This is a genomic window from Tenacibaculum skagerrakense, assembly GCF_004345825.1.
Classification (GTDB): Bacteria; Bacteroidota; Bacteroidia; order Flavobacteriales; family Flavobacteriaceae; genus Polaribacter; species Polaribacter skagerrakensis.
In genome coordinates this window covers 26,738-40,458 of sequence record NZ_SLXM01000002.1, presented here as the reverse complement: position 1 = coordinate 40,458, position 13,721 = coordinate 26,738, and the positions used below count along the sequence as shown (strand labels likewise).

At 33.8% G+C, this 13,721-nt stretch carries 8 protein-coding genes; 7 read left to right on the top strand and 1 reads right to left on the bottom strand.

The genetic code is table 11. From position 1 onward, the window contains the following. Window positions 1–14 precede the first annotated feature (14 nt). The 7 genes from EV195_RS04385 to rlmB all read left to right on the top strand — a co-directional run bounded on the left by EV195_RS04385 (window position 15) and on the right by rlmB (window position 12,896). A complete protein-coding gene (locus EV195_RS04385) occupies window positions 15–1,541 on the top strand; it encodes a RagB/SusD family nutrient uptake outer membrane protein (RefSeq protein ID WP_132793382.1) in 1,527 nt (508 codons plus the stop codon). Window positions 1,542–1,619: 78 nt separating this feature from the next. Next, window positions 1,620–4,886, top strand: a complete 3,267-nt coding sequence (locus tag EV195_RS04380) for a VCBS repeat-containing protein (protein WP_243693069.1) — start codon at window positions 1,620–1,622, stop codon at window positions 4,884–4,886. Further along, window positions 4,876–6,225, top strand: a complete 1,350-nt coding sequence (locus EV195_RS04375; protein WP_132793380.1) for a vanadium-dependent haloperoxidase — start codon at window positions 4,876–4,878, stop codon at window positions 6,223–6,225. Before EV195_RS04380 ends, EV195_RS04375 begins: the two co-directional genes overlap by 11 nt. A 161-nt stretch (window positions 6,226–6,386) precedes the next feature. Continuing rightward, window positions 6,387–9,737, top strand: a complete 3,351-nt coding sequence (locus EV195_RS04370; protein ID WP_132793378.1) for a SusC/RagA family TonB-linked outer membrane protein — start codon at window positions 6,387–6,389, stop codon at window positions 9,735–9,737. 21 nt (window positions 9,738–9,758) lie between these two features. Further along, the gene (locus EV195_RS04365; RefSeq protein ID WP_132793376.1) at window positions 9,759–11,282 is read left to right on the top strand and encodes a RagB/SusD family nutrient uptake outer membrane protein; all 1,524 of its coding nucleotides are present in this window, start codon (window positions 9,759–9,761) and stop codon (window positions 11,280–11,282) included. A gap of 58 nt (window positions 11,283–11,340) precedes the next feature. Continuing rightward, complete coding sequence (locus EV195_RS04360; RefSeq protein ID WP_132793374.1) at window positions 11,341–12,078, top strand: hypothetical protein; 738 nt, start codon at window positions 11,341–11,343, stop codon at window positions 12,076–12,078. 77 nt (window positions 12,079–12,155) lie between these two features. Beyond that, complete coding sequence (gene rlmB / locus EV195_RS04355; protein WP_132793372.1) at window positions 12,156–12,896, top strand: 23S rRNA (guanosine(2251)-2'-O)-methyltransferase RlmB; 741 nt, start codon at window positions 12,156–12,158, stop codon at window positions 12,894–12,896. A gap of 45 nt (window positions 12,897–12,941) precedes the next feature. On the opposite strand, the gene EV195_RS04350 is transcribed toward rlmB, so the two are convergent. Continuing rightward, complete coding sequence (locus EV195_RS04350; protein ID WP_132793370.1) at window positions 12,942–13,664, bottom strand: rhomboid family intramembrane serine protease; 723 nt, start codon at window positions 13,662–13,664, stop codon at window positions 12,942–12,944. Between the last annotated feature and the right edge of the window lie 57 nt (window positions 13,665–13,721).

Below are 13,721 nucleotides of genomic sequence, written 5' to 3'. Positions count from 1 at the left end.
AAACAAATATTAAGATGAAAAAATTTAGATTATTATCGATATTCGTTTTAGGTTTATTAGTATTAGTATCATGTCAAGACAATCTTCTAGATACAAACATTGAACCTGTAAACCTAAACGAGCCTACATTAGCAGCCTTAAGCACTCCAACTGGGATGTCTGGATATGCTAAAGGTATGTATGTTCACACAACTGACCCTAACCGAAGTGTTAACTTCTGGTTCGTAGCAGGATACCACGAAACAATGGGAGATAACTTAACGATGCCTTGGGGTAACTTTGGAGGTCGTTGGGTAAACCAAACTGAGTCTATTATAATGGATGATGGTAGTACAGTTATTCCTCCACAAGGTGGACCTCAACCTGGAGAAATTGCCATAAGAAATACTAGAGCAGCTGGTTCAGATAACCCAACGCAATATGAATGGGCTGAATATTATGCTGTTAATAACCATGCGAATGTTATTTTAAGTAATGTTGACAATGTTCAGGGAGCGAGCAGTTCTGAAAAAGACGCATATAGAGCATGGGCATTATGGTGGAAAGCATACGCTTATCATAGAATTGGATTAATGTATGAGCAAGGTGTAATTGTAAATACACCTGGCGCAACAAATGATGCTTATGTTAATAGTGCTGCTTTGATTGCTGAATCAAATCGTTTACTTGATGAACTTACAACTTTAATCAATGGTGTATCAGATGCAACTGCATTTAATGCAATTTTCACTGGAGCTCAAATTGATATTGCAAGCACAAAAGTTGACATGGCAGGATTAGTTAAAAATATTAACAGTTTAAGAGCTCGTAATTTAGTTTATGGGAAAAAAGTTACAGACATGACTTCAGCTGACTGGAATAATGTAATTACTTGGTGTAGTAACGGTGTAAATAGCAACGATGAAGCTTTCGCTATGACATCTGAAGCAACTGTATTAGATAACAGTTGGTTACCTGGTGTTGTATCTGGTTTCTGGTATTTCCCAAGCCCACGCTTGATACAAGATATCAATACTGGAGATGCTCGTTTAGATGCATATTTCGATCCTTTTGTATTTCCTAACCCAAGAGGAAGAGGAATCCAATATGGTTGTAACTACTTCTGGAAGGATCCTTCTCCAATAGCTTCTGGTACTGCTGGCGCTATTAAGTTATACTACGGAGCAACTCATGAAGAAAACGAACTTTTATTAGCAGAAGCAAAAATTAGAACTTCTGATGTAGAAGGAGGTTTAGCACACTTAGACGCTGTAAGAACACTACAAAGTGCTGGGTTAGCTGCTACAGTAGGTACAAGTTTATCACAAGCCGATGCTTGGGAAGAAGTTCGTAAAGAAAGAAGATTAGGATTAATTTTCAGAGGTCTTTCTTTTTATGACGCAAGAAGATACGGTGTTGCTGGTGCTTCAAGAACCGGTGCACACGTAATGGATGCTGCAGGTGTCTTAAACACTAACGCAACAATTAACTACAACTATTTAGAATACTGGCCTGTACCAGCTTTCGAGAGTGACTTTAACTCTCCTGGAGCCCAAAACTAAATAATGAATTAATCAATAAAGGGGTTGTTGTATACAACCCCTTTTACTTATACTAATATTAAATCTTTCTGCTGATTCATGAAAACGAAGCTTTTAATGGTAGTAACTCTACTTTCCCTTATATTAAGTAGCTGCAAGAAGGACCTCCCCCAATCAAAAAAACAAACAACAAAAAAAAACTATCTATTTAACAAATTATCTGCAAATACCTCTGGTATAACCTTTAAAAATGAAGTTATAGATGATATTAATCATAACATTATAAATTACATATACTATTACAATGGAGGTGGTGTTAGCGTTGGAGATTTTAATAATGACAGTTTACCTGATTTATACTTTGTTTCAAATAAAGGAGACAACAAACTTTACATAAACAAAGGGAATCTTCAATTTGAAGACATTACCGAAAAAGCAGGTGTTAAAGGAAAAGCAGACTGGCAAACAGGTGCTACAATTGTTGATATTAATAATGACGGCTACCTTGATATTTATGTCTGCGCAGTTTCAGGATTATTAGATTTTAAAGGAAACAATGAGCTTTACATAAATAATGGTGATGGTACTTTCACCGAGAAATCACAAGAGTATAACTTAGATTATAAAGGATACTCTACGCAAGCTTATTTTTTTGACTACGACAAGGACGATGATTTAGATGTCTATATTGTAAATCACGCAGTTCATACAAAGACATCTCATGGACCAGCTTTATTAAGAGAAAAAAGAACTGGTTTAACTGGCGATGCTTTATTACAAAATACAAACAACAAATTTACCGACTACAGTGAAAAAGCTAAAATATTTGGTGGTGCTAATGGCTACGGATTAAGCGCTTCAATTGCTGATTTTAATAATGATGGCTGGGACGACATTTATGTCTGTAACGATTTTCATGAAGATGATTACTATTATATAAACAATCAAGATGGGACTTTTACCGAATCACTTGGTGATAAGTTTTCAATGATTAGTAGATTTTCTATGGGTAGTGATGCTGCCGATATCAATGGAGACGGTTATCAAGATTTAATAACGCTTGACATGCTTCCAAAAGATGAAAGAGCCGTTAAAGAATCTGAAGGAGATGACACTATGTTGAACGTACAAATTCAACTACAAAAATTAGGCTATAAAGATCAATATGCAAGAAACATGCTTCAAATTAACAGCTCTGGAAACTTCTTTAACGAAGAAGCTTTATTTAACGGAGTAGCTGATACCGATTGGAGCTGGAGCCCTTTAATAGCAGACTATAATAATGATGGTCATCAAGATTTATTTGTGGCAAATGGAATTTTAAGACGTCCTAACGACTTAGACTTTAGAATGTATGTTGCAAGTACATTTAAATACAGAGACAAAACACAATCTAAAGACGAATGGCTATTTAATTCTTTATCTGAAATGCCTAAAGGAATAATGCCAAATCAAATTTTTAAAGGAAATTCCCAACAATTTGAAAATAAGAATAACGACTGGATTGAAGATTATCCAACTATTTCAAATGGTGCAGCCTATGCCGATTTAGATTTAGATGGTGATTTAGATCTAATCACCAACAACATGAATGATTTCTCAATCATTTATGAAAATACAACTACTAAGAAAAACTACATCAAGTTAAATTTTGATTTTTCTAAAGGAAACAAAAACGGAATAGGAACTAAAGCTATTGTTTACACAAATGGAAAACATCAGTTAAAACAATTATACAATTCAAGAGGTTTTATTTCCTCGATAGGAAATAACTTACATTTTGGACTTGATTCAATTAATAAAATTGACTCCATAAAAGTTATTTGGCCTAATCTTAGAATACAAAAAGTATATAATGCTGATGTAAATAAACTTATCACTATTAAATATGATGAGGATAATTCTGATAAATGGGTTCCCGAAGTATTAAAAAAGCAGAACATATTCACAGAATCTAACACTATCGATTTCACTCACAAGGAAGATCAGTATAACGACTTTTATGTAGAACGCTTAATTCCATATAAAGTTTCTACCTCTGGTCCTGCTATTGCTGTTGGAGATATCGACAAGAATGGTTTCGATGATCTTTTTATCGGTAATGGCTGTGGAAATCCAGCCAAATTATTCTTGAATGATGGTGAAAAACTCACAGAACATAAAGTAACAAGTATTGAAAATGACGCGTTCTTTGAAGATACGTGCGCTTCATTTTTTGATGCAGATAATGATGGAGATTTAGATTTATATGTTGGCTCTGGAATCAATCAAAGAAGAAATTGGAAGTATGAATTAGATCGTTTATATATAAATAACAACGGTAATTTTTCAATCTCAAATTCAATTCCTGCGAATAAATACATAGCCTCTTGTGTAAAACCTTATGATTATGATAATGATGGAGATATCGATTTATTTATCGGAAACAGAGCTAATCCAGATGACTTTGGACAATCTATAGATTCGTACATCTTAGTCAATGATGGAAAAGGAAATTTTGAAATCGATAAAAGCTTCAATTTAAAATCTCATGTGACTGATGCAATTTGGACTGATTTAAACAATGACAACGTAAAAGATTTAATAATTACTACCGAATGGGATTACCCTAAGATTTATATAAACCAAAAAGGAAAACTTACTTTATCAACTGAATTTCCTGACTTAATGGGACTTTGGCAAACTGTAACTACATTCGATATTGACAAAGATGGTGATGAGGATATTCTTTTAGGTAACTGGGGAACAAATACTAAGTTTAAAGCTACTAAAGATGCTCCACTTCATATGTACTACTCTGACTTTGATGGCAACGGAAAGAACGAAACAGTAATCGCTTACAATATCGATGGTAAGTATTACCCAATTTATTCTAAAGATGAATTAGCATCACAAATGAACATCATAAAAAAGAGGTTTGTTAAGTATAAAGACTACGCTACTAAAACTATTGAGCAAGTGCTACCTGAAGAAGGTTTTCAAAAAGCAACAACATATTTTATAAACAATCTTAATTCTGGTTACATAGAAAACCACAATGGTAAATTTGAAAACTTCATTTCTTTACCAAAAGATTTTCAATTAGCTCCAATAAATACTTTCTGTAAAGTTTCATTCAATTCTAAAGAAAATATTCTAGCATTTGGAAACTCCAAATCTGTTAATACGTATCATGGAGGATATGAAAGCATGAAAGGACTATTATTATCAGATATAAACAATTTCTTTTTTGCTAATAATTACGGAATAGAACCTTTAGAACAAGAAATTAGAAACTCAGCTATTATCAGATTAAAAGATAAAAAAGTGCTATTAATAGTACCAAATAACGATACTATAAAATCGTATTTTATAAATGAAAAATAAAACACCTTTTTTTAAACATATTATAGTAATTGTTTCTATAATTTCATTAGCCTCTTGTAAAAAAGAGAAAGAAATAGAAATAACTCCTGCTCAATATCATGCTGTAGTTGATCATTTGACTCAAATAATGATACATGATGTTTTTTCTCCGCCTGTTGCTAGTAGAATTTATGCATATCCTAATATTGCAGCATACGAAGCTCTAAACGATCATGATTCTATCTACAAAAGTTTATCAGGCCAACTTAATGGTTTAAAGCTCATAGTAAACAACAAAAGCAATAAAAACACTAATAAAAAAATGGCTTCTTTAATAGCCTACATAGATGTAGCTAAAGAAGTAATTTTTTCAAAGGAAAAACTTACTTCATACAGAGACAGCTTATATACTGAATGGAAAAACATAAACAAATCAAGCTTTGAGGAATCCAAGGAACATGGTATACATTACTCGTCACAAATTATAGAATGGATGAACAATGATAATTATGCTCAAACTAGAACAATGCCTGAGCATAATATATTATCTGATGAACCCTCACAATGGAAGCCTACTCCTCCTGCTTACATGGATGCTATAGAACCTCATTGGAATAAGATAAGAACATTCACCTTAGATTCAGCATCTCAGTTTAAACCTAGAACACATCCAAAATTCTCACTCGAGAAAAATAGTGCTTTTCATAATGAACTATTAGAGGTATATAATGTTGTCAAAGAAATTAATCAAAAAGGAGATACTTCGGAAGAAATAGCTATCGCAAGATTTTGGGATTGCAACCCATATGTTTCGGTTACAAGAGGGCATTTTATGTTTGCTTCAAAAAAAATAACTCCTGGAGCTCATTGGATTGGCATTTGCAAAATAGCATGTAAGCAGTCAAAATCTGATTTTAACCAAACTGTATATGCTTATACTAAAACATCAATTTCTATTGCAGATGCATTTATTAGTTGTTGGGATGAAAAATATAGAAGTAATCTAGTGAGACCAGAAACTTTAATAAATAACTATTTAGATGAAACCTGGGAGCCCGTTCTTCAAACACCTCCTTTTCCAGAGTATACAAGTGGACATTCTGTAGTTTCGGGTGCAGCATCAGAAACATTAACAGACATATTTGGTGATAATTTTAAATTTAATGATACTACTGAGCTACCTTTTGGTCTTCCTGTAAGAAAATTTTCATCTTTTAGGAACGCTGCAAAAGAAGCCGCTATAAGTAGATTGTATGGAGGTATACATTATCGTTCTGCTATTGATTTGGGCCTTTCTCAAGGACAAAACGTTTTCAGAAATCACAAACAGTCAGTAAGTTATTTAAAAAAGCACGACTAATGTAGAGTATTTAATAAAATAGTATTTTTCTTAATTATTCGTTAAAAGAATTCTTTCAGCAATAATTTATAAACAAAGCTTAATCGTTTTTTCTGTTAAAAAATTGTTTATTTAAGATAAAATTAAGACTTTAGCGTTTGATTAATTCAAACAATTATACAATGAAAACAAAGTTTAATGGAATTTTAACGCTTTTGTTAGCGTTGGTTGTGCAAATTTCCTTTGCGCAAGAGAGAACGATTTCAGGTACTGTTTCTGATGAATCAGGTCCGCTACCTGGAGTTAGTGTATTAAAAAAAGGTACCACTTCTGGTACAGAAACTGATTTTGATGGTAACTACTCTATTAAAGCGAAGACAGGTGATGTTTTAGTTTTTAGCTTTGTTGGTATGAAAACTGCTGAGAGAGTAGTAGGTTCATCTAACAACATCAGTTTAACTTTAGAAACTGATAATTTACTTGAAGAGGTTATTGTAGTAGGTTATGGTACAGCAACTAAACAATCGTATGCGGGTACTGCTGCAACAGTAGCTACTGAAAATTTAGAAGCTAAATCTTTCTCTAACGTATCACAAGCGTTAACTGGGGAAGTTGCCGGGGTTACTGTAATTAACACTTCTGGACAGCCAGGTACAATTGGTACTGTTCGTGTTCGTGGTTATGGTTCTCCAAACGGTAACAGAAATCCTTTATATGTAGTTGATGGTATTCCTTTCGCAGGAACTTTTGACCTTAACTCTGTTAACCCTGCAGATATCAAAAGTACAACTGTATTAAAAGATGCTACTGCAACTGCTATTTATGGATCTAGAGGTGCTAACGGGGTAATCTTAATTACTACTAAATCTGGTTCTTCTTCTGAAAAATCATACATCGAAGCTGACGTTAAATCAGGGGTTAACGTACAAATTATCCCAAGATATAATGTAATTCAGAATCCAGAGGAATATATTGGATTAGTTTGGGAAGGATTATATCACAGAGGCTTAAGGAATCAAGGAGATATTCCAGCTTCTTTAGGTGGGGATCCTATTGCATTTGCTAATCAGGCATTATTTAACACTCCTACGTCTAATCCTACGGAATCTATTCCAGCTGGAGCTGGTCGTGGTTATAACATGTGGAATGTTGACGCTGTTGGTGGAGGATTAATTGATCCTGTTACTAAAACTGTTAGACCAGGAGTACAAAGGTTATTTACTCCTGAAAGATATGCTGACCTTGCTTTTGGTGAAGGAATCAGAACTGAAGCTAACTTACGTATGGGTGGTGGTTCTGCAAAATCTAAGTATTTTGTTTCGATGGGGTACCTAAATGACAGTGGGTATTCTTTAAACTCTGATTTCAAAAGATATACCTCAAGAATCAACCTAACTTCTGACGTTAAAGATTGGTTAAAATTACAATCTAACATAGGTTATGCTTTCTCACAAAGTACAAACAACGGACAAACTAATGGTTCAGAAAACATATTCGAGTTTGCAGATAAAATGGCACCTATATACCCTGTATTTGCTAGATTTCCTGGTACTGGGGATAAAATTCCTGACCCTATTTATGGTGGATTCCAATATGACTATGGTGCACCAACTTCTGATATAAACAACTTTGGTTTTGAAAGAGCTAGACCTAATGCAAACTTATTAAATCCAATAGGTTCTGCCGTTTTAGACTTTAATGGTGGTGAAACTCACGCAATTAATGGTAATTTTAGTGCAGATTTCAAATTATCTGATGAGTTAACTTTTGAAACTAAGTTTGGAGGTCAATATAACTTAAATAGATTCATAAGCATGAGTAACCATGTCTATGGTACTCAACGAGAATCTAACGGGACTTTAGCACTAACAGATACAGTAAGGTGGTCTCAAACTTTCTTACAGTTATTACGTTATAAGACTTCTTTTGGAGATCACTCTATTGAGGCTTTAGCAGCACATGAAACTTTTGAAAGAAGATTTGAGCAAAACGTAATTAGTAAATCTAATGTTGTAGTTCCTGGTTTATTTAATGCTAGTAACTACTTAATTACCCAAGTTCCTGCTTCTGGTGTTCAAAATGGTTCAGCTATTGAGTCTTATTTTGGACAAGTAAACTATAACTTCGCTAACAAATACTACTTAACAGGATCTTTAAGAACAGATGGATCTTCTCGTTTTGTTAAAGACAAATGGGGTACATTTGGTTCTGTAGGTGCTGCTTGGATTTTAAGTGAAGAAGACTTTATGCAAGATAGCTTTATCTCTTATTTAAAAGCTAAGGCTTCTTGGGGGGTAACAGGTGATCAAGACGGAGCTGGAACTGCATCTGGTTTCGATGTATTTAATTCAAATTTCATTGTAGGTTCTGGTTTAGCATTAGACTTAAACAATCCAGGTAACCAAGACTTAACTTGGGAAACTTCAAGACAGTGGCAAGCAGGTTTAGAATTAAGTTTAGGTAAATATGTAGACGCTAATTTTGACTACTATAGGAAAACAACCGATAACTTATTCTTTAATCAAAGAGTTGGACCTTCTGATGGTATTGCAGCAATATTAGTTAACGATGGTGAAGTTTTAAATGCTGGTTTTGAATTTGACGTTACAGCACATTTAGTAAACAATGAAAACTTTAAATTAGACTTAGCAGTAAATGGTGAGATGTTAGAGAATGAAATGTTGGTTATGCCATTAGATCCATCTACTAACTTACCTAAAATCCTAGATTCTGGTTCTAGTCCTGATGGAAATTATGCTTACGCTAAAGGACGTTCTATATTTGACTTCTTCATGCAAGAATGGGCAGGTGTTGACCCTTCTGATGGAGCGCCAATGTGGTATCAATACTACGATGATAAGAACAATAATAACGTTTTAGATGCTGGTGAAGGTGATTTCTCAGTATTACCAAACGGTGATGCAAGTACAACAAGTTCATTATTTGAATATAGAAACGCAGGTGGAGATGTGAACATTAAGAAACAAGTTACTAAATCATATGCCGATGCAACTCAAGTATTCATTAATAAGACATTCATTCCTGACGTAAGAGGAGCTTTTAGATTATCTGGAAAATTAGGAGGATTTGATTTTGCAACTCAATTTACCTATAGTTTAGGTGGTTACGCTTATGATGCTCAATATGGAGAATTAATGAGTGATCGTTTTGGTGCTGGTGGAAACAACTTCCATACAGACATCAGAAACAGATGGCAACAACCAGGAGATATTACAGATGTTCCATTATTATCTGATAATGCCATTGTAAATTCAACATCTTTGTCTTCTCGTTTTATTACAAGTACTGATTTTATCGCTTTAAATAATGCTAGAATTGGTTATACTGTTCCTAGCAGCTTTATGGAAAACTCTGGAATTGATAGTATCAACATTTGGTTGTCGGGTGATAATTTATTTATCAACACTGCAAGAGAAGGATTTAACCCTGCAATTAGAGAAGCAGGTAACTCTGGGCGTCAAATCTATGCTCCTGCCACGACGATCACAATGGGGGTAAGAGTTAAATTTTAATTTCAAAAACTTATTAAAATCATGAAAAAAATTAAAATATTATTTGCTGCTACTCTTTTAGCTGTATCTTACAGTTGTAGTGACGAATTATTAAGAAATGATGGAGTACCACAAGAAAGTCAGCCTACAACATCATTAACCTCTGTTCAACTTGAACAAGGAGCAGAAACTAATTTAGCTATTCCCGCAGCTTTCGTATCAGGAATGTATGCTCAAATGGTTCAAACTGGATCTGGAGGTACTACTGGACACGATGACTTTGGTCACAAATCTTACGATGTTTTCGGAGATATGATGTCTGGTGATATGGCTTTAAGTTTAAGTACTTTTGGATGGTATAGAGCTAGTATCACAGAATTGCAAGCTATGGAAGATTTCACTTTTGGTGACAACAGACAAGTTTGGAGATATTATTATAGAATTGTTCGATCTGCTAACACTATCATTCAAAACTTAGGAGGTAATGATGCTATACCAGCAACTGAAGAAGGTAGATATTCTATGGGGCAAGCTAAGGCAATGAGAGCTCACTCTTATTTCTACTTAACACAGTACTACCAAAAGGAGTACAATCCTTCTGAGCCTATTTTACCTATGCCTATTGGTGAAACTTCTGGTAACTTACCAAAGTCTACTGCTGAAGAAGTGTATGATAGAATGGAACAAGATTTAACCGATGCTATTTCTTTATTATCTGGATTTAACAGAACAGCTAAGAGTGCTGTTAATCAAGATGTAGCTCGTATGTTATTAGCTTATGTATTAGGTGCAAAAGGAGGAAGAGATACAGATGTAGCATCTCTAACACAAGATGTGATTAGCTCTGGTAATTACGCTATGTTAGGTTCAGCAGATGTAACAAATGGTTTCAACGATGTGAACTCTCCAAGCTGGATGTGGGGTATTGATATTACACCAGAACTTGGTTTAGGACTAATTTCTTGGTGGGGTCAAATTGATGCTTATTCTTTCAGTTATGCTTGGGCTGGTGATTACAAAGCAATAGATGAAACTTTATTTTCAGCTATTCCAGCTAACGATGCTAGAAAAGCTCAATTCTTAGATCAACCAGCAAATGGTAGACATTTACAACCATTACTTAAGTTTTACTGGAATGCTTCAGTGGCTGGGTCTACATCTTACGGATCTGGTCCAAACCCTGGTGTAACTGCTGATTATGTATACATGCGTGTTGAAGAGGCATATTTATTAAATGCTGAGGCTAATGCTAAGGCAGGAAATGAAGGTACTGCTAGAGCTTCTTTAAAGGCATTAGTCTCTAGAAGAGTTCCTGATGCTTCTTATGTAGATGCATTAAGTGGTCAAGCTTTATTAGATGAAATCTACTTACAAACTCGTATTGAATTATGGGGAGAAGGTAAGAGTTTCTTAGCGTTAAAGCGTAATAAAAGAACTGCTACCAGAGGTACAAACCACTTATCTCTTGTAGGTGTTGGAATTCCTTACAATGATGAACGTTTCCAATTTGAGATTCCACAAGATGAAATCCAAAACAACCCATTCGTAACGGGTCAAAACTTATAATAAATAACTTAAACCATCTTAAGTTTTTAGCTTAAGATGGTTTTTAACCCTTACATATATGAAAAACATAAAATTACTTATGGTTGCTGCGTTAGGTTTGGCAACTTTAAATAGTTGTAAAGATACAATCGATGATTTTGATGCTCCAGCTTTTGCTACATTTGCGAGTGATCCTGTAGTAGTAAGCCTACCTGATGGTGCTCAAGAAACTAAAGAAATTACTATCTATACAGCTAATAAAACTTCTTCAGACAGAGTTATCGATGTTGTAGTTACTGAAGCTACTGACGCTGATCCTGCTTCTTACAATGTGCCTTCAAGTGTTACTATTCCTGCTAATAGTAATGAAGCTAAGTTATCTATTGATTTTACTAGTGTTAATTTAGAATTAACATCAGAGAAAAAATTAGTTTTAAGACTTACACAAACTGATGGTTTAAATGTAGGAGAAGATTTAGTAATCGGAATGTCTCAATCTTGTCCTTCAGGAGAAGCTAAAGTTAAAATTACTTTAGGTTTTGATGACTGGCCAGAAGAGGCTGCTTGGAGAATATTAGATTCAACAGGTGCTACAGTATTAGCTAGTGCTGATCCATTTGGTTATGGTGCTTATGCTGGTTCTACAGGTTCTTTAGACATTGTTCAGTGTTTAACTAGTGGAACTTATACTATTCAAATTTATGATCAGTATGGTGACGGTGGAACTACTTATACTATCACTTCTGACGGTACTCAAGTACTTAGTTTAGGTGGTGGTGGTTATGGTGGATCTTATTCTGCACAAATTACTTTGTAATTTCATTACATTAAATATTATTAACCACCTTTTCTAAGGTGGTTTTTTTTTGTCATAAATTAAGCTATTTTTGCGGTATGGAACAATCAACAGTAATTTTTGGTATTAGAGCTATCATTGAAGCAATTGAAAGCGGATCATCATTAGAAAAAGTTTATTTACAAAAAGGGTTAAGAGGAGATCTTTTCTTCCAACTAGATAAAACTTTAAAGAAAAACAAAATATCAACAAGTGTTGTTCCTGTAGAAAAGTTAAATAGATTATCAAAACACAATAATCATCAAGGTGCTGTGGCTAAAATAGCTCCAATTAAGTTTGCTGAACTTGATGAAGTGATTGAAAACGTATTATCATCTGAAAAGACACCTTTATTCTTAGTTTTAGATCAAGTTTCAGATGTTAGAAATTTTGGTGCTATAATTAGAACAGCCGAATGTACAGGTGTTAACGCTATTATTATTCAAAAAAGTGGAAGCGCTCCTGTTAATTCAGATACTATAAAAACATCGGCTGGTGCCGCTTTTAAAATTCCAATCTGTAAAGTTGATCATATCAAAGACGCTATTTTTCAACTAAAGGCAGCCGACATTAAATTAGTTGCCGCAACTGAAAAAACTGAAAATTCTGTTTATGATTTAGACTTGAAAGAACCATTAGCCTTAATAATGGGATCAGAACATAAAGGAGTTAGTAACTCGGTTTTGAAAATAGCTGATTATAAAGGTAAATTACCGCTTTTAGGTGAAATTGAATCTTTAAATGTTTCTGTAGCTTGTGGTGCTTTTTTATATGAAATAATTAGACAAAGAATACAGTAGGCAGTAGACAGTAGACAGTAGACAGTAGAAAATTTATAAAAACTTTTATTCTTGTGAATCTTTGTAGATGTATTTATAAGTAATCGTATTGATTGATGGTGTTTCTTCGTTTATTACTTCTTCAGGACTTTGAGGAATATAGTTTCCAGATTCATCAAACATATCGTCAAAATCTGTTTTAGTAAACACATGTTTTTCTCTTACTGTTCCATGTTTTCTATATATAATGGCGAAAAGTAACCCAGTTAAGAACCCAGATAGATGTCCTTCCCAAGACATTCCTTCTTTTATTGGGAAAACATACCAAATCATACTTCCATATAGAAAAATTGTTATTAATGACATCGCCACTAACCTGTAATGTCTTTTAATGACACCACTAAAAAAAATAAAACTGAATAATAAATAAACTATACCACTTGCTCCTATATGGTAAGACTCTCTTCCTATTATCCAAGTAAAAAAACCAGTTAATAATCCTCCATAAAGTAAAACTTTGAATGCAACAGCTCTATAAAAGTACATTAGACTCATTAAAAGAACAGTTAGAGGAACGGTATTATTAAAAAGGTGTTTTATATCTCCGTGAATGAAATGAGTAAAAAAAACGCCTTTAAAACCGCTTAAAGTTCTAGGTAATACACCAAACTTATTGAAATTAAAACCAAATTTGATCTCTACCCAATAGATAAACCATATTAAAAATACAAATACTAGAGGAATAGTAAAAACCTCATTGGATACTTTAAACTCATTGTTCTGATTCATAATACTTGAAGCTACAAAAATAAATCCATATCTAAAATTACGAACTTCTGTCAGAAA